A 26973-nucleotide genomic window follows, 5' to 3' on the forward strand; every position below is an offset into this window, starting at 1 on the left:
CGCGGCGTGATCGAGATCGAGACGTACCTGAGGGATTCGGGCGGCAAGTTCGTGCAGGTTGATGCCTGCACCGCCCGCCCAGCTGATGCCGACTACGTCGAGGGTGCGGTGCGAATCGCCATCCACGGAGTTGAGATCATCGGGATCAGTGAATGGGATTACGTTGACCAGCTGTGGGCATACGTGGCCAGCATGGTCCCGCAACTCTCGGCCGCAGGGTACGCGGCGACTTATTTCCCGGATCAGCCGATTGAGCTCTCTTTCCGACAGCAAGGGTCTCAGGTTCTCGTTTCGGCGAAATCGGGCAACGGCGCGAAGAAGGCGAGCGTTTCAACGTCTGATTTCGTGGCGGCGCTGAGGGGTGCGGGAGCGGCGTTCTTCGGCAAGATGTCGGAGCTTCTCCCGGAGAACGCGGACTCCTATTCGGAGTCTCGTCGCGAATTGTTGTCGTGAATTGACTCGACGCTGAGAGGCCCCGCCAGAGCTGGCTCTGGCGGGGCCTCTCGCCGTCTTGACGGCAGTAGTTGACGGCAACGTCAGCGGACAAGCGCGTTGCAGGGTGGCGGTTCATCGCCGCCGGAGCGCGCCGTCTCGGTGATTCCCAGGGTTCCGAGTGTGGTGCTGAGGCTGTCGATGGCGTTGCGCTGGAGGCGGAGTCGGACGTGGGCGTACACCGTGGCGGTGACGCCGATGTGGGCGTGGCCGAGGAGTTCCTTGATCACGACGAGCTCGACTCCCTGCTCCAGGAGCAGGGTGGCGGTTGAGTGCCTGAGGTCGTGGAAGCGGATGCGGCGGAGGCTGGCCTTGCGGAGGAGCGTGAGGAGGGTGCGGGTGAGGTTGGTCGGGTCGATCGGTCTGCCCTGCACCGTGGTGAACACGTGCCCGTCGTGCAGCCACGTCGTGCCCGCGGCCTCACGCTCGCGCTGCTGCTGTTCGTGGTGGAGCTTCAGTGACTGGAGGCAGCGGGTGGGGAGGGCGATGCGGCGCTCGGAGGCCCGCGTCTTGGTGGGCAGCGTGGTGAGCCCGCCTGCGGCGGTTCGCTGAAGGGTGCGGCGGATGGCGGCGGTGCCCGCGTCGAGGTCGAGGTCTTCCCAGCGCAGGCCGAGGAGTTCGCCCTTGCGGAGTCCGGTGTGGAGGGCGAGTTCGAACAGCGCGTGCAGCCGATGACTCTGGGTTGTGGTGAGGAGTCGGCGGGCTTCGTCGGCGGTGAGGGGTTCGAAGCGTCGGGGCCGTGGGGTGCCGGTGCGGACGTTGCGGGCGACGTTGCGCGGGATCTCTTCCTCCCGGACGGCGTGCTCCAGGGCGGACTTGAGCACGGAGTGGATGTAGGTGAGCGTCAGCGGGGAGAGTAGCTTGGAGCAGCACCGGCCGGCGGCGCAGCAGCGGGGCTGGTCGCGCCGGGCGTCGATGCCGTGCGTGCAGCACTGGCAGGTGGTGCGGAGCTGGTTGAGCCAGGTTCGGACGTCCTTGGCAGTGAGCTTGGCGAGCTTCTTCTTGCCCAGGCCGGGGATGAGGTATCGGTTGACGCAGGCGGTGTAGCGGGTGTGGGTGTTCTCGCGGAGGTGGTGGACGGCGACGTTCTCCAGCCAGTACGTCAGGTACGTGGCCACGCTGCCCGCTGCGGACGGGACGGGGACGCCGCGGTTGCTGGCGGCGATCTTCTCGGTGAGCTTGGCCAGGGCGTCTTTGCGGGTGGTGCCGTAGACGCGGATGCGCTTGCGGGTGTTGCCTGGGGCGAGGACGTATCCGGCGGCTTCCCAGCGGCCGTCCTTGCGCTGGTAGACGGTGCCGTCGCCGTTGGCGCGCACGCGGCGGGAGGGGGCGCTGTCGCGGGGTGTGGTCATCAGGCGGCGTCCTGTTCGAGGCGGGTGCGGATGAAGTCGGTGAGGGAGTGGGTGGGGATGCGGCGGGCTCGGCCGAGGGTGATGGAGGCGAGCTGGCGGGTGCGGATGAGGTCGTAGACGGCGGACCGGCCGAGCTGGAGGCGTGCCATGACCTGGGGCACCGTGAGCAGATCCAGCGCCGGTGCCGCCTCCGTGTGGAGGACGGCGGGCGGGGGCGAGGCCATCAACAGCCCCCTTCGGCCGTGAACTGCCGTTGAAGTTCTCTGCGATGCCAGACGGCGGCGGCGAGCAGCGAGGCGCCGGGGCTGTAGCCCGAGCCGAGGTAGTCCCAGCGCCCGACGACGAGCGTGGTCGCCGGGTCGGTCTCGGGCAGGCCGGCGTGCGTGCGGGCCTGTTGGGTGCGCCAGGTGCGGCGGGCGGCGCGCAGCGCGCCCAGGGTGGTGGAGTAGCTGCGGGACTTGGTGGAGAAGTGGCCCCGGAAGCCGAGCATGTGCGCCCACTTCCAGAGCTTGAGGTCGGCGAACTCCGGCAGCCTGCCCAGCTCCCAGCAGGTGCGGATCATCTGCCGGACGTGCCGGGCCACGGCGAGGCGGGGCAGCGGCCGGGCCTGCCCGGTGCCGTCGCACGCGGTGCAGGGGAGCGGCGTTCCGTGGGGCAGCACGGTGGCGCCGCGTCCCTGGCAGGGGCGGCAGAACAGGGCACGGTCAAGGGCGCCGGAGGCATCGGCGGACTTGGTGGCGTACTTCGCCACGTAGGCGGCCACCGCCTGATCGGTGAACTCGGCGTCAGCGCCGAAGGAGGCGATCTCACGTACGTCGAACTGTTCGCCCCAGCCGAGTTCGCGTTCCCCGACCGCATCCGAGGCGACCGTGATGCGGACTCGCGCGGCGGCGGCGGCTCCACCAGCGCCAATCCCGGCCTCCCCACACACGCCGCAACGACGCGCACAGAAAAGCCGAACACGGCCACTGTCAACCATCAGCTGGGACCGAAGTGTCAAGCATCTACCGGGACCGGACAATACCGCCGAAGCGGGACGCGTCCAAACTTTCTCTACGTCTTCAAGGCGACCCGCTGACGCGGGTCGCGCGCGGCACGGCCGCCCACCCGGCCCGCTCTCGGCTCCGCCACCGCGGGCCGGCCAGCGACCAGGCCGCACAGAAACGCGTAGCGGATCACCGGAAGCGCAGAGAAGCCGGACGCGCCCGCACGACGAACGCCAGGCCGACGGCGAGGCGACGACGGGGAGTTGGCCGGGACGGGGGCCCGGAGGTGGGGTCGGTCGACTCCGTGCGCTTTACCCACCTCCCCGGGCCGGGGCCCGCGTCGGGCAAGGCCAGGGGGCCACTCGTTCAAATTCCGGGCAGGATCACGACCTGCCCGAGTTGCCGGGCCAGCGTACGGCCCCCTGACCATGCCCGACCCCAACCCGGGCAGGACACCGGCCAAACCCCACTCCACCGCCCTCACGTACGTAGCCGTCTGACGGCAACGCCGACGGCAACACGGGCGCACAACAGGGCACTTCCACGCACACCCACGGACAGGCCGGAATTCGCTGACCAGCAAAAACTCAGATGACGACCGACCGGCGCGCACACGTACTACGTCCTCGTCGGCGATGCCGCGCTGCTCGTCCACAACGACAATCCGCTCGTCTGCCCCTTGAGGGTCTACACCGACCTGCTGAGGATGGGGCCGGGCAAGAACAGCGGCGCGACCAGTGTCCTGTGGACGCCCTCCGGCAACCTGTACTTCAACTTCAGCCGCTACCGGCCGGAGAAGGAGGTACTCGACTGGCCCCTGGTCCTGCGACGGGTGTACAGGCAACTCGGTCATCACCGGGGCTGCGCCGAGATCGGCTGCATCATCGATGCCCTCAAGGCCGGGGACAGGATCAAGGGAGGCCGCAGCCTCGCAATGCTTCACGTGCCGCTGGGGAACAAGGCGAACAGAAAGCTGATACCTGCGTGTGAGGACTGTGCGAGATTCTTGGACCGACTGGGCATAGCCGACACCTACCACGGCCGGTGAGTTGAGATGGGAACCATCCTGAAAGGATTGCGGCGCATCCCGTGGGGCGACTTCCAAGTACCCAGAGGATCGGCCAAGGACATCCCCACCCTGCTCGCCAAGGTGGCGTATGGGGACCGTGAGACCGGCGAAGAGGCACTTGTCTACCTGACCTGTCTCGTGTGCGAACTCGATTTCGTCATCTCCGAGGCCACCGCCCCAACCGTTCCGTTCCTGCTTGACCTTGCCGCAACTCCTCAAGTCGTCTGCAGAGCAGAGGTGTTGGAGCTCCTGCTCAACATCTACTCGTCACACATATGGAGTCGCTCAGCCGCGGACGCCGGTCCCAAGTACCGCCACAACTACGCCCGCAAGGTTCAGTGGGAGAAGGACGCGCACCAGGCCGTGCTGGCCGGTCGCCCCGTCATCAAGAAGCTGGTCGGCAACCCGGACCCCAAGGTGTCCAAGACGGCTGCCAAGCTCCTCCGAGCCTTCCCGCCGGAGTACGAGCAGCCACCGGAGGAGAAGGGACACGGAAGCACCAGGTGAGCAGGACAAGCAGACGGGCGGTGATCGGCGGCATGACGGCTGCCGCCCTCGGGACCGCCGGTTTGGTCGTCGCAGCGCAACGAGGAACGCCCACCCGACCGGACCGTGAGCCTGCTCACCTCCGCGGCACGGCGCCCCTCCCTCGCACCCGCGTGATCTCCCTCGACCTGGCGGACGGCGAACGCCGCCGCGACGCCCTGCGCGCCGCACATCGCGCCATCGCCGCGATCGACGGCGGAGAGATCGCTGCCTGGGCGGCACTGGGGGCAGGGGCCCTGGGCTCGCGGTCGGGCAGACCACGGCAGCTCGGACAGATGCCGGCATTCGCCGGCGACGTGCTGGACCCCGCCCAGTCCCACGGGGACCTTCTGCTGCAGATCACCGGGACGACGGCCCGCGTCACCCGGCAGGCGGCGGAGCGGACACTGAGGGCCTTGCCCCAGTGGCGGGTGCGCTGGCGCCTGGACGGATTCCGGCCGGAGAACCGCACGGAGGACGGCAGGGGACTGGCGCGCAACCCCTTCCACTTCACCGAGGGGTACGGAAACCCCGCCACGTCCGCGGAAGTCGCCGAGCGTGCGATCGTCACAGCCGACCAGGACGAGCCGGCCTGGGCGGTCGGAGGCAGCTATCAGGTGATCCGCATCATCCGGCTGGCGACCGACTTCTGGGACCGTGACAGCATCCATGAACAGGAGCGCATCATCGGCCGCCGCAGGGACGGCCGGTGGCTGGACGGCACCCCCAGCGACGAGCGGCCCGTCTTCGCCGCCGACCCGCACGGCCGAACCACGCCCCTGGACTCCCATGTCCGCAGGGCCGCCCCCGACCGGCGTCATCCGCCGCCCCTGGTCCGGCGCAGCTACAACTACCGGCGCGGCGCCGACGACCAGGGACTGATCTTCTGCTGCTTCCAGCGCGACCTGGCCAAGGGCTTCGAGGCCGTCCAGCACCGTCTGCGGGGCGAGGCCCTGGCCAAGTACACGCTCACCGTCGGCGGCGGCTACTTCTTCGTCCCGCCGCCCGGGGACGGCTGGCTCGCAGCCCTGACGTGACCAGTTGCTTCAGCGATGAGCACGGGCGCCCGGCCGGCACCAGGGCCGGGCGCCCGACCTCCGGGAAGCCACGCTCAGCGCACCCGCTCCGAGCGCCAGGGCAGTTCCGCCGTCACGCGGGTCGGGCCGCCGGCCGGGGAGTCGATCACCAGTACGCCGTCCACCGCGTCCAGGCGCTCCGCGAGGCCCGCAAGGCCGGAACCCCTGGCCGGGTCGGCTCCGCCGACCCCGTTGTCCACGACCTGCAGCATCAGCCGGTTCCCGGCCCGCCACACCTCGACGCTCGCCGCGGTCGCCCCCGAGTGCTTGCTGATGTTCTGCAGCAGCTCGGAGACGGTGAAGTAGGCGATGCCCTCGATGGCGGGGGCCGGCCGCTCCGGGAGGTCCACCTCCACCTGGACCGGCACCTTGCAGCGGGAGGCCACGGAGGACAGGGCCGCGTCCAGGCCGCGGTCGGTGAGGACCGCGGGGTGGATGCCCCGGGCCAGGTCGCGCAGCTCCTGCAGCGCCGTCTTCACCTCGCCGTGCGCCTCGTCCACCATCCGCGCCGCCGTCTGCGGGTCCTCCCGCAGCTTCTCCTTCGCCAGGCCGAGATCCATGGCGAGGTTCACCAGGCGGGCCTGGGCGCCGTCGTGCAGATCCCGCTCGATGCGGCGCAGATCGGCGGCGGCCGTGTCCACGACCACACCCCGGTCGGACTCCAGCTCCACCACCCGCGTCGCCAGCCGGGACGGCCCGAGCAGCCCGTACACCATCACCCGGTCGACCGTCGTCAGCGCCCGCACGATCCACGGCACGGCCATGGTGATCAGCAGACCCACCAGCGCCGTCACCGTGATCTCGAAGGGGTTGTCCAGATAGACCGTGTGCTGGTCGTCGCCGTAGAGCTGGATGCCGCCCTGCCCGGCGTACAGCGGGAACACCCAGAACCACAGGGGGTAGGTCAGCAGCGTCCACCCCATCGACCAGACGACGGCCGCGACGGTGAAGGCGAAGATCGCCCACGGCATGTGCAGCACCGCGTACAGCAGGGCCCGCCACGACGCCCCGCTCTTGAGCACCGCGCCGATCCACGCCATGAGACCCTGCCGCTTCATCCGCAGCGGCTCCGGCTCGCCGACCTCCAGGTCGAGCAGGCCCCGCGCCCGCGCCCGCTCCATCGCCCCGAGGCCCCGGCAGCCGGCCAGCCCCGCGGCCAGCACCGGCACCCCGAGGAACGTCACCAGCAGACCGGCGCCCAGCGACACCATGGTGATCGCGTAGGAGAACAGCAGCACGCTGATCGGCAGACTCAGCAGCACATAACCCAGCTCGCGCCAGGTACGTCGCTCGACCGGCGCCCGCAGCGCGGCCGGCAGCCGGTGCCGGCCGCCCGGCGCCTGCGCGTCGAGTCCGTAGCCCGCGTGGTAGTCCGTGGCCATCGGCGTCGTCCTCACTCCTCGTCCGGCGGCTGTGCTGTCGTACTTCAGCCTGCTCCGGCGCTGGTCGCGGGGCCATGGAGTCCGTCGCAGTCTTGGAGCGGGGGTTAACCCCACCCCGCGCGGCGGGTCCGCCCGTGCCGCCCTCGGACCACGGCAGCGGGCGGCGCCCCGGCCGTGGCCCGTGCTCGTACGACATGGCCCGTTCTCGTACGTCGTGGCCCGTTCTCGTACGTCGTGGTCCGTCTCCGTACGCGCGCGGTCCGCTCAGGACGAGCGTGCTCGGCTCCGTACGAGCGTGGTCCGTCCGTTCCGTACGAGAGTGCTCTGCTCCGCCCGGCCGCGCACATGGCCGCGCGGCCGTGCTCGCTACTTCTCCCGGTCCCGCCACGGCAGCTCCGCCGTCACCGTGGTGCCGCCGCCCTCCGGCGAGTCCAGGACGAACACGCCGTCCACCGCGTCAAGGCGTTCCGCGAGTCCCCGCATGCCCGTACCGGCGTCGAGGCGCGCGCCGCCCCTGCCGTCGTCCCGCACCTGTATGAACAGCCGGGTCTTGGAGCGCCACACGTCGACCGAGGCGGACCGGGCCCCGCTGTGCTTGCTGACGTTCTGCAGCAGCTCGGAGACGGTGAAGTAGGCGATGCCCTCGATGGCAGCCGCGGGGCGTTCGTCCAGGTCGACCGTCACCTGGACCGGCACGGTGCAGCGGGAGGCGACGGAGGACAGGGCCGCGTCCAGGCCCCGGTCGGTGAGGACCGCGGGGTGGATGCCGCGGGCCAGGTCGCGCAGCTCCTGCAGCGCCATCTTCACCTCGCCGTGCGCCTCCTCGACCATCGCCGCCGCCGCGTCCGGGTCCTCCAGCAGCTTCTCCTTGGCCAGGCCGAGGCCCATGGCGAGGTTCACCAGGCGGGCCTGGGCGCCGTCGTGCAGATCGCGCTCGATGCGCCGCAGGTCGGCCGCGGCCGTGTCCACGACCACGCCCCGGTCGGACTCCAGCTCGGCGATCCGCCGCTCCAGTTCGTCCGACGGCGACAGCAGGGCGCGCACCATCGCCCGGTCGACGTTGGCCATCCCCCGCGCCAGGAACGGCACCACCGGCCACAGCACGAACAGCGAGACCAGCGTGACGGTGAAGGTGAGCACACCCCACGGCAGCCGGACGGACTCGTACAGCACCGCACGCCAGCCCACCGGGTCCTTCACCGCCAGCCACAGCCGCGGCCAGAACCCGCCCGAGCCGTGCAGCGGCAGCCGGCTCGGCTCGTCCACGTGCACACCGAGCAGCAGCCGGGCCCGCCTCCGCTCGGAGCTGCCCAGCAGCCGCGCTCCCAGCAGGCCGACCGCCAGCAGCGGGAAGCCGATCACCGTCACGGTCATCCCGAGACCGGTGAGCATCACCGTCGCCACATAGGTGAAGCCGACCAGCGAGCACGGGAGGTTCGCCAGCAGGTGGGCGACCTCCCTCCAGGTGTGCGAGTCGAAGGCGAAGCGGGGCGGCGGCGGGCTGTCGCCGTGGTCGGCGGGGCCGGCGGACGCCGGGACCGCGGTGCCCGCGGACGGGTCCCGGGGCGGGATACGTTCGGTCATGTACATCAGCCTGCCCGGCCTCCGGGCCTCCGCGCCATGAGGTCCCCCGCCGGGCTCCCCTGAGGAAAACCCCACCCCCCGCAGGCCGCACGGCGACGGGCTGCTTACCGTGCCTTTATCAGGGCCTAGACTCCCTGCGTACAGATCGTCGAACAGCTGCGTTCACCAGGCACGGACCAGGACACCAGAGCGGGAGTGAGGGGCGGACGTGCGGGATGTCACCGTCGTCGTCGCGGCGGACTACTTCCAGGCCTACTCGGTCGTCGGGCTGCTCGCCGTCATCGGCGTGCTGTTCGTCGCCGTCGCCTTCGGCGCTGGACGCCTGCTGCGGCCCGTGGTCCCCACCCCTGAGAAGCTGCTGACCTACGAATGCGGCGTCGACCCCGTCGGTGAGGGCTGGGCCCACACCCAGGTCCGCTACTACGTGTACGCCTTCCTCTACGTGATCTTCGCCGTCGACTCGATCTTCCTCTTCCCCTGGGCGACCGTCTTCGCCGCACCCGGCTACGGCGCGACCACCCTGGTGGAGATGTTCATCTTCCTCGGCTTCCTCGCCGTGGGCCTGCTCTACGCATACAAGAAGGGCGTCCTGACATGGACGTGACCCCGGAGCCCGTACTGCTGCCCGAGCCGAAGCGGCTGGGCGCCCTGGCGCGCCTGGCACCGGAGCCGATGAAGGTGGTCCTCAACTGGGGCCGCCGCTACTCGCTCTGGGTCTTCAACTTCGGACTCGCCTGCTGCGCCATCGAGTTCATCGCCGCGTCGATGGCCCGCCACGACTTCATCCGTCTCGGCGTGATCCCCTTCGCGCCGGGCCCGCGCCAGGCCGACCTGATGGTCGTCTCCGGCACGGTCACGGACAAGATGGCCCCGGCGGTCAAGCGGCTCTACGAGCAGATGCCCGAACCGAAGTACGTCATCTCCTTCGGCGCGTGCAGCAACTGCGGCGGCCCGTACTGGGATTCCTACTCCGTCACCAAGGGCGTCGACCAGATCATCCCGGTCGACGTCTACGTCCCCGGCTGCCCGCCCCGCCCCGAGGCGCTGCTCCAGGGCATCCTCAAGCTCCAGGAGAAGATCGCCCGGGAGTCGCTGGGGGAGCGGTACGAGCAGGCCGCGGGCGGCAGGCCTTCGGCCGCGGCGCTGCAGAGCGGGCTGGTGCAGCCGCCGGCGCGGTCGACGGGTGCGGGCGAGCCGGCGAAGCCGACCGGTGCGCCGGGTGATCCCGGGGACCGTCCGGCGGGGGCGTCCGGCGGGAGCGACGGCGACGCGGGCGAGGGGGAGACGCGATGACCGTGGTCGGCTGGCTCCCGGCGGAGACCGAGGAGCTGTTCGGTGCGCAGGCCACCGCCGAGGAGTCGTACGAGGTCCTGACCGTCGACGTGCCGCCCGCCGACTGGATCACCGCCCTCGAGACCGCCCGTGACCGCCTCGGCTGCACCTACTTCGACTGGCTCAGCGCGGTCGACGAACCGGGTACGGGCATCCGCGTGGCCGCCCATGTCGCGGCCCTGGCACCCGTGCGGCGCCTGCTGGTCCGCACCACCGTGCCGCACGAGGACCCGGCCCTGCCCACCGCCGTCGGCGTCTACGCGGGCGCCGCCTGGCACGAGCGGGAGACCCACGAGATGTTCGGCGTGGTCTTCACCGGCCACCCGTCCCTCGACCACCTGCTGCTTCCCGAGGGCTTCGAAGGCCACCCGCTGCGCAAGGACTTCGTCCTGGCGGCCCGGGTCGCCAAGGCCTGGCCGGGCGCCAAGGAACCCGGTGAGTCCGAGCACGGCGGGCCCAAGCGCCGCCAGATGCTGCCGCCCGGCGTCCCCGACCCGAACGAGTGGGGCCCGCTCAAGGGCACCCTGCCGCCCGCCCCGGCGCGTCCGGCGCGCGGTGCGGGCAGGGCGGCGGCAGGTGCCCGCGCCGCGGGCGAACGCCCGGTGCGCCGCACCCGTTCGGCGTCGGAGGGCTCCGCCTCGCAGGCCGCGGGCGCGCCCGGCGCGAGTGAAACGGCGGCCACGCCGCCGCGCCGGATGCGCTCGGCCTCCCAGGGCTCGGTCAGCCAGACGGCCGAGGGTGCCGGTGGTGCCCAGGACGCGGCAACGCCCGCCGCGCCGGGCGCCCGTCCGCCGCGCCGCGCGCGCAGCGCGAGCGAGGGTTCCGCCTCGCAGCGGGCCGGTGCACCGGGAACCTCCGCAGGGCCGCGGCGCACCCGGAGCGCGTCCGAAGGCTCCGCCGGCCGGCGGGCCGAAGGCCCTGCCCGCAGGCCGGCGGTCCCGCCCCGCAGCCCCGACGCTCCCTGGCACCAGCCCCGCCCGGCTTACGAGGAGCCGGAGTCCGGGGCGGAGTCCGGGCCGGAGCCCGGGACGCGTACCGGCGCCGGTGCCGCCGACGAAGGCCGGCCCGCCGGCACGAGCACCGAGCCGGACACGGCGGCCGAGACGGGCCCGACGGCCGGGAAGGAGACGACTGCCGAGAAGGGGAAGGCGGCCGAGCAGGAGACGACTGAGAAGGGGGCGGCGGCCGAGAAGGAGACGGCGGCCAGGAGGGAGCCGGCGGCCGAGACGGGCCCGACGGCCGGGAAGGAGACGGCGGCCGGCACGGGTGCGGCAGCTGAGAAGAACTCCGGCGCGCCCCGCGAGCAGTCCCGCGAGCCCGATGCCGCTCCCGAGCCCTCCGACCCCACCCCGGAGCCCGACCCCGCCCCGGAGCCGGACCCCACCCCCGAGCAGCCGGCCCCCGCCGAGGCCCCCGACCCCGACCGCACCCCCGACGACCCCGCAGGAGGCCCGCAGTGAACGACGTGCTCGACGTCACCCTGCGACTCCTGCTCGTCTTCGTCGTCTTCCTCACCTTTCCCCTGATCGTCGGCCAGACCGAGCACAAGGTGATGGCGCACATGCAGGGCCGCGTCGGCCCCATGTACGCCGGCGGCTTCCACGGCTGGGCCCAGCTGATCGCGGACGGGGTGAAGTTCGCGCAGAAGGAGGACGTCGTCCCGGCCGGCGCGGACCGCCGGGTCTTCCAGCTCGCCCCGGCCGTCGCCCTGCTGCCCTACCTCCTCGTCCTGCTCGCCATCCCGATCGGCCCCGGCGAGGGCGCCGTCGGACAGGTGCTCGACGCGGGCGTGTTCTTCGTGCTGGCGGTCATGGGCGTCGGCGTCCTCGGCTCGTTGATGGCCGGCTGGGCATCGGCCAACAAGTTCTCCCTCCTCGGCGGACTGCGCACCGCCGCCCAGCTGCTCGCCTACGAACTGCCGATGCTGCTCGCCGCCGCCTCGGTGGCGATGGCGGCCGGCACCGTGTCGCTGACCGGCATCCTCGACGCCTTCGAGTGGTGGTGGCTGCCCTGGCAGATCACCGGAGCGCTGGTCTTCTTCATCGCCGGTCTCGCCGAGCTGCAGCGACCGCCGTTCGACATGCCCGTCGCCGACTCGGAGATCATCTTCGGCGCCTACACCGAGTACACGGGGCTGCGCTTCGCCCTGTTCCTGCTCGCCGAGTACGCCGGGATCGTCGTGCTGTGCGGGCTGACCACCGTCCTGTTCCTCGGCGGCTGGCACGGACCCTGGGGCGCCGACGGGCTCGGCTGGGTGTGGACCCTGCTGAAGACCGCCGTGCTCGCCTTCATCGTCATCTGGCTCCGCGTCACCTACCCGCGCCTGCGCGAGGACCAGCTGCAGAAGTTCTCCTGGACCCTCCTCGTGCCCCTCGCCCTCGCCCAGATCGCCCTCACCGGCATCGTCAAGGTGGTGTTCCTGTAATGGCCCCGATCCCCGGCTCCGGCCTGGCCAAGGGCCTGGCCGTCACCCTGCGGACGATGACGAAGAAGTCCGTCACCGACCAGTACCCGGAGGCCCAGCCCGAGCTGCCGCCCCGTACCCGCGGTGTGATCGGACTGTTCGAGGAGAACTGCACGGTCTGCATGCTGTGCGCCCGCGAGTGCCCGGACTGGTGCATCTACATCGACTCCCACAAGGAGACGGTCCCGCCGGCGACCCCGGGCGGCCGCGAGCGCAGCCGCAATGTCCTGGACCGCTTCGCCATCGACTTCTCCCTCTGCATGTACTGCGGTATCTGCATCGAGGTCTGCCCCTTCGACGCGCTGTTCTGGTCCCCGGAGTTCGAGTACGCCGAGACCGACATCCGTGACCTCACCCACGAGCGCGACAAGCTCCGCGAGTGGATGTGGACGGTCCCCGCGCCCCCGGCCCTCGACTCCGGCGCCGAGGAGCCGAAGGAGCTCGCCGCAGCCCGCAGGACCGCCGACAAACTGGCCCAGCAGCAGGCCGAACAGGCACGGCAGGAGGAGCGGGAATGACGCTCGCAGCGACCGCCGCCGGCCTCGTGCCCGGCACCGCACACCTGGCCGCCGAGTCCCGGGGCTTCCTCTCGCCCACCGGGGTGGAGATCGCCTTCCTCCTCGTCGGGCTGGTCACCCTCGGCGCCGCCGTGGTCACCGTCACCACCCGGCAGCTGGTGCACGCCGCCCTGTGGCTGGTGGTGGCCCTCGGCGGGCTCGCCGTGGAGTACCTGCTGCTCACCGCCGAGTTCATCGCCTGGGTGCAGGTCCTCATCTATGTCGGTTCCGTCGTCGTGCTCCTCCTGTTCGGGCTGATGCTGACCCGCGCCCCCATCGGCCCCTCCCCGGACGCCGACTCCGGCAACCGCTGGGCGGCCCTGGCGGTGGCCGTCGCCTCAGCCGCGGCCCTCGTCTGGGTGGTCGTCGACGCGTTCCGCGCCACCTGGATGGACCTGGAGGGCGCCCCGTCAGGAACCACCGAGGTGACCGGCGCGAGTCTCTTCCAGCACTGGGTCCTTCCCTTCGAGGCCCTCTCCGTCCTCCTCCTGGCGGCCCTGGTCGGCGCGATCGTCCTCTCCCGCAAGGCGAAGGCGGCCTCCCGGGCGGGGGCCGGTGCCCGGGAGGGCGCGCCGTCCCCGGCGGGCGCGAGCCCCGCCGGCACGGCCGGCGAGCCCACGCAGCCGGACACCGAGTCCCCGGCAGACAAGGAAGGTGACCGCTGATGCACCTCGCCTATCCGGCCGTGCTGTCCGCCCTTCTCTTCTGCACCGGCCTCTACGGAGTCCTGGCCCGGCGCAACGCGATCCTGGTGCTGATGTCGGTCGAGCTGATGCTCAACGCCGTCAACCTCAACCTCGTCGCCTTCGACGCCTGGCTCAGCCGCGCCGCGCTGGACACCCTGCACTCCGGCCAGGCGCTGACCCTGTTCACCATCGCCATCGCCGCCGCCGAGATCGGCATCGGCCTGGCGATCGTCCTCGCCGTCTACCGCAACCGCGGCACGGCGCACATCGACAAGCTCCGCGACACCGCCGAGGGCCATGAGCCCGACGGCCCCGGCGGCGACGCCCACGGCAGTGACGCCTCCGCGATCCCGGCGGCCGGCGAGAAGGCTGAGGCCACAGCGTGACCACGACCACCCTCGCCGTCCTCGTCCCCCTCCTTCCGTTCCTCGGCGCGATCGCCGGACTGCTCGTGGGACGCACCGCGCCCGGCTTCGTGCGCCCGCTGGCCGTGCTGCCGACGCTCGCCTCCCTCGCCCTGGCCGCGACCGTCGCCGCCCGCCAGGGCGGCGACCGGGCCGTGGAGGCGGCCACCGAACTCACGCCCACCGGCTCGGTGCCGATCGACCTCGCCCTCTTCATCGACGGCTTCGCCGCCCTGACGGCCGTCCTGGTCGGCGTCGTCGCCGGCTGTGTGCAGATCTACTCCACGGGCTATCTGCGCGACGACCCGCGCTACCCGTCCTACGCCGCCCTGGTCTCCCTGTTCACCTCCGCGATGCTGCTGGTCGTCTACTCGGGCGACCTGATGGTGCTGCTGGTCGGCTGGGAAGTCATGGGCATCTGCTCCTACTTCCTGGTCGGCCACTACTGGGAGACCCCCGAGGCACGCGCCGCCTCCCTGAAGGCCTTCCTGGTCACCAAGCTCGGCGACGTGCCCTTCCTCATCGGCCTGTTCGCGCTGGCCGCCGACGCCGGGTCGTTCCGCATCACCCGGATCCTCGGTGCCGTGGCCAACGGAGGCATCGAGCACCCCACGCTGATCGCCCTGCTGCTTCTGGCGGGCGTGGCGGGCAAGTCGGCGCAGTTCCCGCTGCACACCTGGCTGCCCGACGCGATGGCGGGCCCGACGCCCGTCTCCGCGCTGATCCACGCCGCGACGATGGTCGCCGCCGGCGTCTACTTCGTCGCCCGTCTCCTCCCGCTGTTCGAGGCATCCCAGGCCGCGATGACCGTCCTCGCCGTGATGGCGGCCGTGACCATGACCGGCTCGGCGCTCGCCGCGCTGGCCCAGGACGACATCAAACGCGTCCTCGCCTACTCGACGATCGGCCAGCTCGGCTACATGACCGGCGCGCTCGCCGTCGCCGACCGAGGTGCCGCCGTCTTCCACCTCCTGTCCCACGGCGCCTTCAAGGCGCTGCTGTTCCTCGCCGCCGGCGTGATCATCCACGCCGCCGGAACCAACTCGCTCGCCGCCATGTCCCGCATGAGCGGGCTGCGCCACCGCGTCCCCGACGCCTACTGGACGATGACCGTGGCGCTGCTCGCGCTCGCCGCGATCCCGCCGTTCGCCGGGTTCTTCTCCAAGGAAGCGGTCCTCGGCGTCGCCGAGCACGTCGTCACCGGCACCGGCGACAGCGGGGCCCCCGCCGCCGCGGGCTGGATCGTCCTGCTCGCGGGCCTGGTCACCGCGCTGCTCACCGCCGCCTACGCGATGCGCCTGTGGCTGCTGGCGTTCCGCGGCCACGGCGCCGAGGCCCCCGACCACGGGCGGCAGCCGCTCGCCATGACCACCGTGCTCTGGGTGCTCGCGGTGCCCTCGATCGCCCTGGGCGGCCTCGCCTTCCGCACGCTGCCCGACTGGTTCGACGGCCACGACCTCGGCCCGACCCTCACCACCTCCGTGCTCGGCACCGGCCTGGCCGTGGCCGGCGGCATCGTCACCTACGCCGCCTGGCGGCACACCGGCACCAGGGCCGCCGGCGTCCCGCTCGGGGCCGTCGCCGCACACCCGCAGGGCGACGCCGCCCGGGTCGAGGCCGAGGCCATCGCCACCCACGGGCCCGCCTACGGGGACGTGGCCCAGGCACCCGACCCCGCCGACCCCGGCCGGCTCCTGCTGGGCCCGCTGCACCGGCATGCGGCCGTCGGATTCCACCTCGACGCCGTGTACTCGGCCCTCTTCGTCCGCCCCGTCCGGGCCGGCGCGAGCCTGGTGTCCTTCCTCGACCGCGAGGTCGTCGAGACCTACGTACGCGGCGCGGGGGCCCTGCCCCGCTGGCTCGGCGCGGCCGTGCGCGGGGCCCAGACCGGCAATGTGCAGACCTATGTGAGCGCGCTGTTCGCCGGCACCGTCGTGCTCGCGGTGGCCGTCGTCCTCGTCGCCACGGGAGCGTGAGCAGGCGTGATCGATATCAGCGAGTCCGTGATGCAGTTCCTCCTGGCGTTCACCGTCGTCGCCCCGCTCCTCGGAGCCGCCGCGGCCCTGCTGCCCGCCCCGCCCGGGCTGAAGGGGAAGTCACCCGAGCAGGCCGTGCTGCGCCACGGCGTCACCGTGACCGGCGCCGTCCTCATCGCGGTGATCGTCCTCGCGCTGGGCTTCGACCACGACCAGCCGTCGAAGATGCAGGCCACCACCGACATCAGCTGGATCCCCGCACTCGACGTGCGGATCCACCTCGGCACCGACGGCATCTCCCTCCCCCTTCTGGTCCTGACCGCGCTGCTGACCTTCCTCTGCGCGCTGTACTCCTACTTCAAGCCGCCCGCGGGACCCGCCCCGAAGGCCTTCGTCGCGCTGCTGCTCGTCCTCGAGTCCGGCACCCTCGCGACCTTCGCCGTCCTCGACCTGATCCTGTTCTTCCTCGCCTTCGAGACGGTCCTGATCCCGATGTACTTCCTCATCGCCCGCTGGGGCGGCGAGGGCCGGGCCCGGGCCGCCTGGAGATTCGTCCTCTACACGCTGCTCGGCTCCGTGGTCATGCTGCTCGGCCTGCTCCTGACCGGTCTCGAGGCAGGCACGTTCGACATGGTGGCACTCGCCACTGACAACGGCCGGTCACTGACCACGTCCGTGCAGGTCATCGCCGTTCTCGCGATCGGGATCGGGCTCGCGGTCAAGACCCCGATGTGGCCCCTGCACAGCTGGCTGCCCGACGCGCACACCGCCGCCCCGACCGTCGGCTCGGTCCTCCTCGCCGGTGTCCTGCTGAAGATGGGCACCTACGGGTTCGTGCGCATCCTGCTCCCGGCCGCACCCGACGGCTTCCGCACCTTCGCCCCGTACCTGGCGGCCTTCGCCGTCGTCGGCATCATCTACGGTTCCCTCGCCTGCCTCGCCCTCGCCAAGCGCGGCGCCAACGGCGACCTCAAGCGTCTGATCGCCTACTCCTCCGTCGGCCACATGGGCTTCGTGCTGCTCGGCATCGCCACCATGACCCCGACCGGCGTCAACGGCGCCCTGTTCGCGAACATCGCCCACGGCCTCATCACCGGTCTGCTGTTCTTCCTGGTCGGCGGCCTGAAGGAGCGCACCGGCAGCACCGCCCTGGACACCCTCGCCGAGGAGACCGGCGCCGCCCTCTACGGCAAGGCCCCCCGCCTCGGCGGACTGCTCGCCTTCGGCGCCGTCGCCTCCCTGGGACTGCCCGGACTGGCCGGGTTCTGGGGCGAGATGCTCGCCCTGTTCGGCGCCTTCGAGCCGGCCGAGGGCCTCAGCCGCCCCGCCTTCCTCACCTTCATGGCGGCCGGCGCCTTCGGCACCCTGCTGACCGCCGCCTACCTGCTGGTCGTGGTCCGCCGGGTCTGCATGGGCGCCGCCCCCGACGAGGCCCCGGAACTCACCGACGTGCGCGGCTACGAGTTCGCGGCCTGGACCCCGCTCGTCGTCCTCACCGTCGTCGCCGGGCTGTGGCCCAAAGCCCTCCTCGGGCTGACCGACCCGGCCGTGCAGCAGCTCCTCGCAGGAGGCACCCGATGAGCTCCCTCGTCCAGTCCGTCGACTGGCTGGCCATCGCGCCGCCCACCATCGCGGCGGTCGCCGGACTCGCCGTCCTCGTCGCCGACCTCTTCGTCCCCGGGACGCGCAAGCCGCTGCTCGGCCGGCTGTCCGTGGCCGCCCTGGCCGCCGCCACCCTCATGCTGCTGCCCCTCCTCGACGCCGACCGCGGCACCTTCTGCCTGGTCGGCGACCCGGGCGTGTGCAGCTACACCGCCGACCGGTTCACCCTCGTCATCCAGTTCCTGGTGCTCGGCGGCGCCCTCCTCGCCGCGCTCCTGTCGGTCACCGCCCTCAAGGACGACAACCGCCGCCTCCCCGAGGGGGAGTACTGGTTCCTCCTCCTCTCCTCCGCCGCCGGGGCCGCCCTGCTGCCCGCCTCCCGGGACCTGGCGACCCTCGTCGTCGCCCTGGAGGTCGCCTCCCTGCCCGCGTTCGCCCTGGTCGGCCTCCGCCACGGCGACCGCAGGTCGTCCGAGGCGGCCCTGAAGTTCTTCCTCTCCTCCGTCACCGCCACCGCGGTCACCCTGCTCGGCATCAGCTTCGTCTACGCCGTCACCGGCACCCTCCACCTCGGCCTGCTGGCCGAGCGCATCCAGGACGCCGACGGCCAGCTGGGGACCCTCGCCCAGACCGGCGTCGTCCTCACCCTGATCGGCTTCGCCTTCAAGACCGCCGCCGTCCCCTTCCACTTCTGGGTGCCCGACACCTACGTCGGCGCCCCCCTCCCCGTCGCCGCCTACCTGTCCGTCATCGGCAAGGCGGTCGGCTTCTCCGGCCTGATCCTCGTCACCGTCCGCGCCTTCCCCTCCTACGCCGACGTCTGGGGCCCGGCCGTCGCCGTGCTGGCCGCGCTCACCATGACCGCGGGCAACGTCGGCGCCCTCCGCCAGCAGGCCGCCCGCGCCCACAGCGCGGTACGCCTGCTCGCCTGGTCCTCCGTCGGCCAGGCCGGCTACCTCCTGGTGCCGATCGCCGCCGCCGCGTACGCCACCGAGCCCCAGCGGGCGATCGGCTCGACCCTCGCCTATGCGCTGATGTACGGCGCGGTGAACCTCGGCGCCTTCGCGGTCGCCGCCGTCGTCGGCCGCACCCAGCCCCTCAACCGCGTCTCGGACTACCGCGGCCTGTACGCCGCCAGCCCCCTCACCGCGCTCCTGCTCGCCTTCTTCCTGCTCTGCCTCGCAGGCCTCCCGCCCGGCGTCGTCGGCCTGTTCGCCAAGGTCACCGTGTTCTCCGCGGCCGTGGACGCAGGCCTCGGCTGGCTGGCCGTCGTGATGGCCGTCAATGTCGTCATCGCCCTCGTCTACTACCTGAAGTGGACGGCGCTGCTGTTCCGCGCCCCCGAGGGCGCACCGGCCACCCACCGACTCCCGGCACCGCTCACCGCCGCGCTCGCCGTCACCGGCGTCCTCGGCGTCGCCCTGTCCGGCGCGCCCCAGCTGATCCTCCGTTTCACGGATACGGGCCTGTTCTGACCGGTCCCGGCCGGCCGTGCTGGAACGGCCGCCTCCGCGCTCGCGCCGGCGCCCGCGCGAACGCCCCCGCGCATGCCCGCCCACCTGCGGAACGGGCATGCGTCACCCGGTCGGTTGACCCGCGCCACCACGCGCACAAGGGAACTCGTCCAGTTCGCCTGGCGTTGACCGGTACGGGAGGGTCCACTGGACGTGACACCACCACGACCAGTGGCAGCGCCGATCACCGGAAAGATCAGCCAGCAAGGGTTCCCCTGCCGCACGACTTGGAGGGCGTACCGTGCACCGCCGGCACAACGGGCTCAGGACCGCGGTCCTCCTCGGAAGCCTGTCCGCACTGATCATCGTCATCGGCAGCTTCTTCGGCCGGACGGGACTCGTCATCGCCGTCCTGATCGCCCTCGGCACCAACGCCTACGCGTACTGGAACAGCGACAAACTGGCCCTGCGCGCCATGCGGGCCCGCCCGGTCAGCGAGTTCGAGGCCCCGGGCCTGTACCGCATGGTCCGCGAGCTCTCCACGCAGGCCCGCCAGCCCATGCCCCGGCTGTACATCTCCCCGACGGAGGCACCCAACGCCTTCGCCACCGGTCGCAATCCGCGCAACGCCGCGGTCTGCTGCACCGAGGGCATTCTGCGCCTGCTCGACGAGCGCGAGCTGCGCGGTGTCATCGGCCATGAGCTCAGCCACGTCTACAACCGGGACATCCTGATCTCCTCGGTCGCCGGAGCCCTCGCCTCCGTGATCATGTTCCTGGTCAACTTCGCCTGGCTGATCCCGATCGGCCGTTCCGACGACGACGACGGCCCCGGCCTGCTCGGCATGCTGCTGATCATGATTCTGGGACCGCTCGCCGCCACCCTGATCCAGCTGGCCATCAGCCGCTCCCGCGAGTTCGAGGCGGACGCCTCCGGCTCCCAGCTCACGGGCGACCCGCTCGCCCTCGCGAGCGCGCTGCGCAAGCTGGAGCTCGGCACCAGGCAGCTCCCGCTGCCTCCCGAGCCCCGCATCGAGACGGCCAGCCACATGATGATCGCCAACCCGTTCCGCCCTGGCCAGGGGATGTCGAAGCTCTTCTCCACCCACCCGCCCATGGCAGAACGCATCGCCCGACTCGAGAAGATGGCAGGTGGCCCGCGGTGAAGACCATCCTCAACATCATCTGGCTCATACTGAGCGGTCTCTGGCTGTTCCTCGGCTACATGCTCGCCGGCGTGCTGCTCTGCATCACCGTCATCGGCATCCCGTTCGGCATAGCCGCCTTCCGCATCGGCGTCTACGCCCTGTGGCCCTTCGGCTACACCACGGTCGAACGCCGGGACGCCGGCGCCGGCTCCCTCATCGGCAACGTCCTCTGGCTGATCCTGGCCGGCTGGTGGCTGGCCCTCGGCCATGTCTTCACCGGCCTCGCCCTGTGCCTGACGATCATCGGCATCCCGCTCGGCATCGCCAACTTCAAGCTGATCCCGGTGTCCCTGCTGCCGATGGGGCGCGACATCGTCCGCACGGACCAGGCGTTCGCGGCGCGTTGGTGACGGGAGACACCTGCGGCGGCGGGGCACCACCAGACGCGGGCCGGCGGAGGCTCGGGTCAGCGCCGGTGGGCTCGCGGCAGCCGGGCGCACGACGGTGCCGTGCCTGAGGCGACCGGGCGCGCTCGGACGCCGGTCCAGACCGGCCTTGCTCGAGCCGTGGATGAAGGAGGCGACCGGGCGCGCTCGGACGCCGGGCTCACCGGGATGTCACACGCCGCTTCGTCCGCCCCGCTGCCCGCCCCCTCCCCGGCTCCGCCACCACCGCAGCCCGTAGGCGCCCGCACCCACCGCCAGCACTCCCGCCCCCACCACGACCGACAGCGCCGGCAGCGAGAACGCCAGCAGCAGGCAGCCGGCCAAGCCCACCGCCGGCAGCAGCCGCGCCGCAGGCCGCGAATCGAGCGTCCACGCCGAGGCGTTGGCCACCGCGTAGTAGAGCAGCACCCCGAACGACGAGAACCCGATCGCGCCCCGCAGATCCACCGTGGCGGCCAGCACGGCGACGACCGCCCCCACCGCCAGCTCCGCCCGGTGCGGCACCTGGAACCGCGGATGAACGGCGCTGAGAGCCCCCGGCAGATGCCGGTCCCTGGCCATCGCCAGCACCGTCCGCGACACCCCCAGGATCAGCGCCAGCAGCGACCCCAGCGCGGCCACCGCGGCCCCCGCCCGCACCACCGGCGCCGCCTCCGGCAGCCCGGCCGCCCGCACCGCCTCCGCCAGCGGCGCCGCGGCCTCCCCGAGCCCTCGCGCACCCAGCACCGAGAGCACCGCGGCCGCGACCCCCGCATACACCACCAGGGCGATCCCCAGAGCCAGTGGCACCGCCCGCGGGATGGTGCGCCCCGGATCCCGCACCTCCTCACCGAGCGTCGCGATCCGCGCGTACCCCGCGAAGGCGAAGAACAGCAGCCCGCCCGCCTGCAGCACCCCACCCGCACCCGCGTCCCACGCCCCCGGCCCCAGACCCAGCTCCCCGGCATCGCCCCGCCCGGAGGCCAGGCACACGACCACCACCCCGGCGAGCACCGCCAGCACCACCGCCACGATTGCCCGCGTCAGCCAGGCCGACTTCTTCACCCCGCCGTAGTTCACCGCCGTCAGCGCCACCACCGCGGCGACCGCCACCGCCTGCGCCTGACCGGGCCAGACATACGAACCCACGGTGAGCGCCATCGCCGCGCAGGAGGCGGTCTTGCCGGCCACGAACGCCCAGCCCGCCAGGTAGCCCCAGAACTCCCCGAGCCGCTCCCGCCCGTACACATAGGTGCCGCCCGAAGCCGGATACCGGGCGGCGAGCCGCGCCGACGACATGGCGTTGCAGTACGCGACCGCGGCGGCGAGCGCCAGCCCCAGCAGCAGCCCGGTGCCGGCGGCCCGGGCGGCGGGCGCCAGAGCGGCGAAGATCCCGGCGCCCAGCATCGAGCCGAGCCCGATGACCACGGCGTCGCCGAGCCCGAGAGTGCGGCGCAGTTCCGCGCCGGAGCGTCCCGTCATGGACAGGCACCCTACTGATCAGCGCAACCACCGAGGGTCCCGCCGGCGTCCTGCTCATCGACACCGCACGAACACGCACCCTGCACGACTGCGTGCATGCCGCGAGCGGAGGAGTGCGAGGCCGGTCGGAAGGGGCAGGAACACGGCATGACAATCATCAGCTGGATCATTCTCGGACTGCTGGCCGGAGCCATCGCGAAGTTCCTGCTCCCGGGCCGCGACCCGGGCGGCCTCATCGGCACGACCCTCATCGGCATCGCCGGAGCCTTCATCGGCGGCTGGATCTCGGCCCGCTGGCTGGACCACCCGATCACCAAGGACTTCTACGACGGCGCGACCTGGGCCGCCGCGATCGGCGGCTCCCTGGTCCTGCTGATCGCCTACCGCCTCCTCTTCGGCCACTCCCGCGACTGAGGCGGCCCGCCGCACGGACCTCTGACGGATCCAGGGCACGGCAACGGACCTCTGACGCATCAAGGACACGGCAAAGGGTGGGCCCCGGCGACCCGGGGGACCCACCCTTCGTGCGCCACCGGCTGCTCCGTCAGCAGCTGGTGCCCGCCGGCGTTCTACCGGTAGTTCACGAACTGCAGTGCGAAGTCGAAGTCCTTGCCCTTCAGCAGCGCGATGACGGCCTGCAGGTCGTTGCGGCTCTTGGAGGAGACGCGCAGCTCGTCGCCCTGCACCTGCGCCTTCACACCCTTCGGGCCCTCGTCACGGATGATCTTCGCCACCTTCTTGGCGTTCTCCGGGGAGAGGCCCTCCTGGATCGTGGCGAAGATCTTGTACTCCTTGCCCGAGAGCTGCGGCTCACCCGCGTCCAGGGCCTTCAGCGAGACGCCACGCTTGATCAGCTTGGACTGGAAGACGTCGAGGACAGCCTTCACCCGGTCCTCGGAGTTGGCCTCCATGAGGATCTTGTCACCGGACCACGAGATCGAGGCACCCACGCCCTTGAAGTCGTAGCGCTGGGAGATCTCCTTGGCGGTCTGGTTGAGGGCGTTGTCGACCTCCTGCCGCTCGACCTTCGAGACGATGTCGAAACTGGAGTCGGCCATGTCCTGTGGCTCCTTGTATCGGGGTGCGTATCGGCTGCGGGCCGGATGCGTACCTGCGTACCTGGGGCGGCCGTCGACCCGGTTTGCCGGTCCCCGGCCGCATCCGGACAAGCCTAGCCACCCCCCGTCCCCCGGGTGGCGATCAATCGGGTGGCGAACCACCCCCGTCCATCAGGTATTGTTTACGTCGTTGCCGGGGAGCACCGCGGAAACGCGGTACCCGAGCAGCAACCCAGGCGGTGTGCCCGAGCGGCCAAAGGGAGCAGACTGTAAATCTGCCGGCTCAGCCTTCCTAGGTTCGAATCCTAGCGCCGCCACACTTGGGGAGACCCCCTCTGAACTGCGGAAACGCAGAGCGGAGGGGGTCTTTTCGTGTGCCGGGCGCCCGGCGTGGGCGGGCGGTCGCGGTGCGCGGTTCGCCGCATCGCGCCCCAGATGCGTCGCACTCGTGATCAGTGCGCCCATCAGTGCGCCTGATCAGTGCGCATCCCCCAGGCGTCCCCCGCGGACGGGCCGTGGGCGGCCGTCCGGGGATCCCGGGCGCGCCCGTTCACGCGGCCCGCGCGACCTTCGTGTCCGTGGCTTCGTCTCCGTCAGAAGCTGATCCGTCAGGACTGAGGCCTGGCGCCCGAGTCGAGCCGCGGGGGAGCGGAGTGATGAAGATCATATAGGTGCTCCTGCCGCCTGTCGCCGCCGGGCGCGCCGCACGCAACGTCGCCTCTGCGGCGCAGGAGTCGCAACGGCCGAGGAAGAGGCGGACGGGACACGGAGGTGACTTCTAAAGTCGGTCCGGAGCGGGGACAGAGACTTCTGAGGAGCCCGAGCGTGGGACGCATCGACTATCTGCACGACCCTGACGCTCCGCCGGCCAACTCGGTCGTGCCGTCCGTGGTCGCGTTCGTGCGGGACGAGGCGGGCCGGGTGCTGATGGTCCAGCGGTCGGACAACGGGCGTTGGGCGCTGCCCGGGGGCGGTCACGACGTGGGGGAGTCGATCAGCGACACCGTCGTGCGTGAGGTGCGGGAGGAGACCGGCATCGAGGTGGAGGTCGTCGGCCTCTCCGGGATCTACACCGATCCGGGGCATGTGATGCGGTACGACGACGGTGAGGTCCGGCAGCAGTTCAGCATCTGCTTCCGGGCCCGGCCGGTCGGTGGTGAGCTGCGGACGAGCAGCGAGACGACGCAGGTTGGCTGGGTCGACCCGGCGGACCTGGCGAAGCTCGACATCCATCCCACGATGCGGCTGCGCATCGAGCACGCCGCGGACGGATCCCGGACGGCCCCCTACATCGGCTGACGCCCGGCGTTCCGGGCCCCGGCAGCCGCGGTGCCTCGCCGTGCCCGGGTCCGGCCAGTCGCGGTGCTTCGGCGGGGCGAGGGCTTCAGGCCCCTTCCTCCGGCGCGCGGGCGGCGCCGCCGGCCGGGGTGAGGCAGCGGCGCACGAGTGCGAGGGTGCGCCGGGTGACCGTGTCGAGGGGGGTGCCGTTCTCGACGGCGGTCAGAGCGGTGTGCAGTATCCCGGCGATCAGGTCGGCCGTGAGCGCGGGCTCGGGGACGCCGAGCTCCCGGACGGCGGCGCGGAACGGTTCGACCTGTTCCCGGTGGAGTTCCAGCAGCCGCTGCTGGCAGACCGGAGGAAGTCCGGCGTTCATGAGGGCGACGGCCGGCCGGTGTGCGCCTTCGGCGCCCAGGCGGAGGCTCTCCCTGAAGAACGCCTCGACGCGCTCCAGCGGGCCGTTCGCGGTGGCCATGGCGCGGGTGAGCGCCTCGTTGGAGCGCCGGAAGGCCTCCTCGGTGACGGTGGCCAGGAGGGCTGCCGAGGAGTCGAAGTACTGGTAGACGCTGGAGCGGGCCAGGCCCGCGCGTGCGCCGACCGCCGCGGGTGTGACGGCGGCGGCGCCCTCGCTGACCAGGAGGTCGATCGCCGCCCCGATCAGCGCCTCGCGTTGCTGGGCACGGTGCTCGGCGACGGTGGAGGCGTTGATCTTCGGCATGCGGGGCGGCTCCTGGAAGGGGCGGGGAGGGCCGGGAATGCGGTGCCCCCTGGTGGCCCTCGTCAGGACAGGCGGCCGTCGACCATCTCGTACACCCGGTCGGCAGCGTCCATTATCGCCGTGTCGTGGGTGACCATGACCGTGGCCGTGCTGCGCTCATGGGTCTGCTCGGCGATCAGCCGTACCGCCTCGGCGGACCGCACCCGGTCCAGCGCCGAGGTGGGTTCGTCCACCAGCAGGACGGCGGGAGAGGTCATCAGGGCGCGGGCCAGGCCGGCGCGCTGGCGCTCGCCGCCCGACAGCTGGTGCGGACGGGAGCCGGTGCGGTGGGTCAGTCCGACGGCTTCGATGAGTTCGTCCGCGCGGGCCCGGGCGGCGGCGTCGAGGCGTCCGGCGATGTGCAGGGGCAGCAGGAGCTGTTCCTTGACGGTGAGGGAGGCCAGCAGGTTCGACTGCTGGAAGACGAAGCCGATGTGGCGGAGACGGGCGGCGGTGCGCTCCTTGTCCGACAGGGCGGTCAGCTCGGTGCCTGCGACGTGCACGGTGCCCGAGGTGGGCCGCTGGAGGCCGCCGGCGACGGCGAGGAGGCTGGACTTGCCGGAGCCGGAGGGGCCGACGACGGCCACGAACTCACCGGGGGCGACCGTCAGGCTGACGTGGTCGAGGGCGGTGACGGCGGTGTCGCCGTCACCGAGGGTGAGGCTGACGTCGTGCAGGCGCAGCCCGCCGGAGCGGTCGGTCACCGCAGCGGCCTGGGGGTCGGTGGCGGGTGTGGTCATCGGGTGGCTCCCAGAGCGGTCAGAGGGTCGACGGCGGTGATGCGGCGGACGGCGACGACGGCGCCCATGGTCCCGAGGACGATGAGGAGGCCGGAGGAGGTGGCGATGGCCGGGGCGGAGAGGGAGAAGGGCGCCTTGCCGATCAGCGCGCTGCCCAGGGCCAGGCCGACGGCGGTGCCGAGGGCCGTGGCTGCGACGAGTACGGCGACGACCTGGGCGAGGGCGTCGCGCAGGATGTACCCGGTGGGGGCGCCCAGCGCCTTCATCAGGGCGATCTCGGGCTTGCGCTGGATGGTCCAGACGGTGAAGAACGCGCCGACGACCAGGGCGGAGATGACGTACAGGAATCCCTTGATCAGGGCCATGGTGCTCGACTCGGCCTCGTAGCCGGGAGACGCGTTGAACGTGGCCTCCTTGGTCTCGGCGCGGGTCCCGGTCGCCTTCTCCGCCGCGGCGACGTCGGCGTCCGGCTTCAGGGTCAGGGCGACGGCGGTGGCCTGCCGGCTCACGGCCTCGGGCAGGTCGCCGGGCAGGCCGTAGTGCAGGTGCCGCCAGGTGTCGAGGTCGGCGTAGACGACACCGATGTGGCCGTAGGAGATGTTGTCGTCGACCAGTCCCACGACCTCGAGCCGCACCTCGCTCTTGTCCGCGGTCAGCACGTCGCCGATCTCCACGCCCAGGTCGGCGATCTCGCGGGTGATCACGATGCCCGCGCTGCCCTCCTTCAGGCCCTCACCCTTGGTGGGGGTGGGGGCAAGCGGGGAGTCCGGGGCCATGCCGAAGACGGCGAGGTTGACCTGCTCGCCCTTCTTGGCGCCCTGGGTCACCTGGGCATTGGCCAGGGTGTTCCCGAACGGCTCGGCGCGCTCCACACCCGGGGTCCTGGACCAGGTCTGCCAGTCCCGCTGCTCCACGGTCGAGCGGGAGAACTGCTCGCTGGTGGCCTTCTCGTCGAAGGCCATGTGGGTCAGGGGCAGCGCGCGCAGCCCGGATATGCCGGCGTCCGCCAGGCCGGAGGCGAGGCCGGACAGGAGCACACCGAGGACGGCGATGAGCGCGACCACCGCGCCCATCAGGGCGAAGCGACCGCGGGCGAAGCGCAGATCGCGTAGGGCGAGGAACACGGAGCTCTCCGGGCGAGAAAG

Annotated in this window: 27 protein-coding genes, 1 tRNA gene and 1 pseudogene; 19 read left to right on the plus strand and 10 right to left on the minus strand. The window is 71.9% G+C overall.

Annotated elements, in window-relative coordinates; all coding sequences use genetic code 11:
• Positions 1-6: 6 nt before the first annotated feature.
• On the plus strand, positions 7-453 hold the full coding sequence (locus HCJ93_RS03750) for a hypothetical protein (protein ID WP_167991032.1): 447 nt from the start codon (positions 7-9) through the stop codon (positions 451-453).
• Between the two features lie 83 nt (positions 454-536).
• Here HCJ93_RS03750 and HCJ93_RS03755 read toward each other — a convergent pair whose 3' ends face one another.
• The 3 genes and pseudogenes from HCJ93_RS03755 to HCJ93_RS03765 all read right to left on the minus strand — a co-directional run.
• Entirely contained in the window at positions 537-1844 is a 1308-nt protein-coding gene (locus HCJ93_RS03755) for a tyrosine-type recombinase/integrase (protein ID WP_167991033.1), read from the minus strand.
• Positions 1844-2068 carry a helix-turn-helix domain-containing protein gene (locus tag HCJ93_RS03760; RefSeq protein ID WP_167991035.1) on the minus strand — a complete coding sequence of 75 codons (225 nt, stop codon included), beginning with the start codon at positions 2066-2068 and terminating at the stop codon, positions 1844-1846. The genes HCJ93_RS03755 and HCJ93_RS03760 overlap by 1 nt, the downstream gene beginning before the upstream one ends.
• Positions 2068-2679 (minus strand): annotated as a pseudogene (locus HCJ93_RS03765) (replication initiator); the annotation flags it as partial. The gene HCJ93_RS03760 and the pseudogene HCJ93_RS03765, both read right to left, overlap by 1 nt.
• An 830-nt stretch (positions 2680-3509) precedes the next feature.
• Here HCJ93_RS03765 and HCJ93_RS03770 point away from each other — a divergent pair.
• The 3 genes from HCJ93_RS03770 to HCJ93_RS03780 all read left to right on the plus strand — a co-directional run bounded on the left by HCJ93_RS03770 (position 3510) and on the right by HCJ93_RS03780 (position 5461).
• Positions 3510-3878 carry a hypothetical protein gene (locus HCJ93_RS03770; protein WP_167991037.1) on the plus strand — a complete coding sequence of 123 codons (369 nt, stop codon included), beginning with the start codon at positions 3510-3512 and terminating at the stop codon, positions 3876-3878.
• 6 nt (positions 3879-3884) lie between these two features.
• Positions 3885-4406, plus strand: coding sequence for a hypothetical protein (locus tag HCJ93_RS03775; protein WP_167991038.1), 522 nt, complete (start codon positions 3885-3887; stop codon positions 4404-4406).
• Between the two features lie 152 nt (positions 4407-4558).
• Positions 4559-5461: a Dyp-type peroxidase gene (locus HCJ93_RS03780; protein WP_309141298.1), complete on the plus strand. Its 903-nt coding sequence runs from the start codon at positions 4559-4561 to the stop codon at positions 5459-5461.
• 74 nt (positions 5462-5535) lie between these two features.
• Here HCJ93_RS03780 and HCJ93_RS03785 read toward each other — a convergent pair whose 3' ends face one another.
• Positions 5536-6882 carry a sensor histidine kinase gene (locus HCJ93_RS03785; RefSeq protein WP_167991040.1) on the minus strand — a complete coding sequence of 449 codons (1347 nt, stop codon included), beginning with the start codon at positions 6880-6882 and terminating at the stop codon, positions 5536-5538.
• Positions 6883-7248: 366 nt separating this feature from the next.
• Positions 7249-8466: a sensor histidine kinase gene (locus HCJ93_RS03790; protein WP_373563546.1), complete on the minus strand. Its 1218-nt coding sequence runs from the start codon at positions 8464-8466 to the stop codon at positions 7249-7251.
• Between the two features lie 208 nt (positions 8467-8674).
• Here HCJ93_RS03790 and HCJ93_RS03795 point away from each other — a divergent pair, with 208 nt between their 5' ends.
• From HCJ93_RS03795 to HCJ93_RS03850, 12 genes are all read left to right on the plus strand, one after another.
• On the plus strand, positions 8675-9070 hold the full coding sequence (locus HCJ93_RS03795) for an NADH-quinone oxidoreductase subunit A (protein ID WP_167991043.1): 396 nt from the start codon (positions 8675-8677) through the stop codon (positions 9068-9070).
• On the plus strand, positions 9061-9759 hold the full coding sequence (locus HCJ93_RS03800; RefSeq protein WP_167991045.1) for an NADH-quinone oxidoreductase subunit B: 699 nt from the start codon (positions 9061-9063) through the stop codon (positions 9757-9759). The genes HCJ93_RS03795 and HCJ93_RS03800 overlap by 10 nt, the downstream gene beginning before the upstream one ends.
• Positions 9756-11258: an NADH-quinone oxidoreductase subunit C gene (locus HCJ93_RS03805; protein ID WP_167991046.1), complete on the plus strand. Its 1503-nt coding sequence runs from the start codon at positions 9756-9758 to the stop codon at positions 11256-11258. The genes HCJ93_RS03800 and HCJ93_RS03805 overlap by 4 nt, the downstream gene beginning before the upstream one ends.
• Entirely contained in the window at positions 11255-12223 is a 969-nt protein-coding gene (locus HCJ93_RS03810) for a complex I subunit 1/NuoH family protein (protein WP_167991048.1), read from the plus strand. Before HCJ93_RS03805 ends, HCJ93_RS03810 begins: the two co-directional genes overlap by 4 nt.
• Positions 12223-12780 (plus strand): NuoI/complex I 23 kDa subunit family protein, encoded by a 558-nt coding sequence (locus tag HCJ93_RS03815; RefSeq protein ID WP_167991050.1) that lies wholly within the window; start codon positions 12223-12225, stop codon positions 12778-12780. The genes HCJ93_RS03810 and HCJ93_RS03815 overlap by 1 nt, the downstream gene beginning before the upstream one ends.
• The gene (locus HCJ93_RS03820; RefSeq protein ID WP_167991052.1) at positions 12777-13484 is read left to right on the plus strand and encodes an NADH-quinone oxidoreductase subunit J family protein; all 708 of its coding nucleotides are present in this window, start codon (positions 12777-12779) and stop codon (positions 13482-13484) included. Before HCJ93_RS03815 ends, HCJ93_RS03820 begins: the two co-directional genes overlap by 4 nt.
• Positions 13484-13891: an NADH-quinone oxidoreductase subunit NuoK gene (gene nuoK, locus HCJ93_RS03825; protein WP_167991053.1), complete on the plus strand. Its 408-nt coding sequence runs from the start codon at positions 13484-13486 to the stop codon at positions 13889-13891. Before HCJ93_RS03820 ends, nuoK begins: the two co-directional genes overlap by 1 nt.
• Positions 13888-15885, plus strand: coding sequence for an NADH-quinone oxidoreductase subunit 5 family protein (locus tag HCJ93_RS03830; protein ID WP_167991055.1), 1998 nt, complete (start codon positions 13888-13890; stop codon positions 15883-15885). The genes nuoK and HCJ93_RS03830 overlap by 4 nt, the downstream gene beginning before the upstream one ends.
• Positions 15886-15891: 6 nt before the next feature.
• A complete protein-coding gene (locus HCJ93_RS03835; RefSeq protein WP_167991057.1) occupies positions 15892-17466 on the plus strand; it encodes a complex I subunit 4 family protein in 1575 nt (524 codons plus the stop codon).
• Positions 17463-18962: an NADH-quinone oxidoreductase subunit N gene (locus tag HCJ93_RS03840; protein ID WP_167991058.1), complete on the plus strand. Its 1500-nt coding sequence runs from the start codon at positions 17463-17465 to the stop codon at positions 18960-18962. Before HCJ93_RS03835 ends, HCJ93_RS03840 begins: the two co-directional genes overlap by 4 nt.
• 280 nt (positions 18963-19242) lie before the next feature.
• Positions 19243-20106 (plus strand): zinc metalloprotease HtpX, encoded by an 864-nt coding sequence (gene htpX / locus HCJ93_RS03845; protein WP_167991059.1) that lies wholly within the window; start codon positions 19243-19245, stop codon positions 20104-20106.
• On the plus strand, positions 20103-20498 hold the full coding sequence (locus HCJ93_RS03850; protein WP_167991060.1) for a YccF domain-containing protein: 396 nt from the start codon (positions 20103-20105) through the stop codon (positions 20496-20498). Before htpX ends, HCJ93_RS03850 begins: the two co-directional genes overlap by 4 nt.
• A gap of 207 nt (positions 20499-20705) precedes the next feature.
• Here the strand turns inward: HCJ93_RS03850 and HCJ93_RS03855 are convergent, their stop codons facing one another.
• Positions 20706-21995: an APC family permease gene (locus HCJ93_RS03855; RefSeq protein ID WP_167991062.1), complete on the minus strand. Its 1290-nt coding sequence runs from the start codon at positions 21993-21995 to the stop codon at positions 20706-20708.
• Between the two features lie 147 nt (positions 21996-22142).
• Between HCJ93_RS03855 and HCJ93_RS03860 the strand changes: the two genes are divergently transcribed.
• The gene (locus HCJ93_RS03860; protein WP_167991063.1) at positions 22143-22409 is read left to right on the plus strand and encodes a GlsB/YeaQ/YmgE family stress response membrane protein; all 267 of its coding nucleotides are present in this window, start codon (positions 22143-22145) and stop codon (positions 22407-22409) included.
• A gap of 155 nt (positions 22410-22564) precedes the next feature.
• Here the strand turns inward: HCJ93_RS03860 and HCJ93_RS03865 are convergent, their stop codons facing one another.
• Entirely contained in the window at positions 22565-23053 is a 489-nt protein-coding gene (locus HCJ93_RS03865) for a YajQ family cyclic di-GMP-binding protein (RefSeq protein WP_167991065.1), read from the minus strand.
• 235 nt (positions 23054-23288) lie between these two features.
• Between HCJ93_RS03865 and HCJ93_RS03870 the strand changes: the two genes are divergently transcribed.
• Positions 23289-23370 (plus strand) — tRNA-Tyr (locus HCJ93_RS03870).
• Positions 23371-23878: 508 nt separating this feature from the next.
• The gene (locus HCJ93_RS03875; RefSeq protein ID WP_167991067.1) at positions 23879-24352 is read left to right on the plus strand and encodes an NUDIX domain-containing protein; all 474 of its coding nucleotides are present in this window, start codon (positions 23879-23881) and stop codon (positions 24350-24352) included.
• Between the two features lie 85 nt (positions 24353-24437).
• Here the strand turns inward: HCJ93_RS03875 and HCJ93_RS03880 are convergent, their stop codons facing one another.
• The 3 genes from HCJ93_RS03880 to HCJ93_RS03890 form a co-directional block, all read right to left on the minus strand.
• Positions 24438-25049 (minus strand): TetR/AcrR family transcriptional regulator, encoded by a 612-nt coding sequence (locus HCJ93_RS03880; protein ID WP_167991068.1) that lies wholly within the window; start codon positions 25047-25049, stop codon positions 24438-24440.
• Positions 25050-25111: 62 nt separating this feature from the next.
• A complete protein-coding gene (locus HCJ93_RS03885; RefSeq protein ID WP_167991070.1) occupies positions 25112-25828 on the minus strand; it encodes an ABC transporter ATP-binding protein in 717 nt (238 codons plus the stop codon).
• Positions 25825-26952, minus strand: coding sequence for an ABC transporter permease (locus HCJ93_RS03890; protein WP_167991072.1), 1128 nt, complete (start codon positions 26950-26952; stop codon positions 25825-25827). The genes HCJ93_RS03885 and HCJ93_RS03890 overlap by 4 nt, the downstream gene beginning before the upstream one ends.
• Positions 26953-26973 lie beyond the last annotated feature (21 nt).

The sequence above is a fragment of the Streptomyces composti genome (genome assembly GCF_012034205.1).
Taxonomy (GTDB): Bacteria; Actinomycetota; Actinomycetes; order Streptomycetales; family Streptomycetaceae; genus Streptomyces; species Streptomyces composti.